This is a genomic window from Bifidobacterium sp. M0353 (assembly GCF_016100645.1).
Classification (GTDB): domain Bacteria; phylum Actinomycetota; class Actinomycetes; order Actinomycetales; family Bifidobacteriaceae; genus Bombiscardovia; species Bombiscardovia choladohabitans.
Map to the genome: position 1 here is coordinate 1 of NZ_JACFSB010000281.1, position 252 is coordinate 252.

The 252-nt window shown below is 31.0% G+C and carries 1 protein-coding gene; it reads left to right on the forward strand.

All coding sequences use genetic code 11. The annotated features are described in order from the left end of the window. On the forward strand, window positions 1–252 hold a 252-nt coding region (locus H3V04_RS09810), incomplete at both ends, for a helix-turn-helix domain-containing protein (protein WP_198188491.1).

A 252-nucleotide genomic window follows, 5' to 3' on the forward strand; every position in this document is an offset into this window, starting at 1 on the left:
GATTAAAACCTTTGTCAAAACTGATTGAAAGTCATCTAAACCGTTACTTTATTGAAAATAAAGGTCAACCAATTTCAAATTTACATGAAAAAATTATAATGGAAGTTGAGCGACCATTGATTGAAATGGCCCTTGTGGAAGCTGAGGGTAATCAAATAAAAACGGCTTCGATGCTGGGAATAAATCGAAATACATTACGTAAAAAAATGAAAATGTTTAATCTTCTCGAATTGAGTAAAAAACATAAAGGCT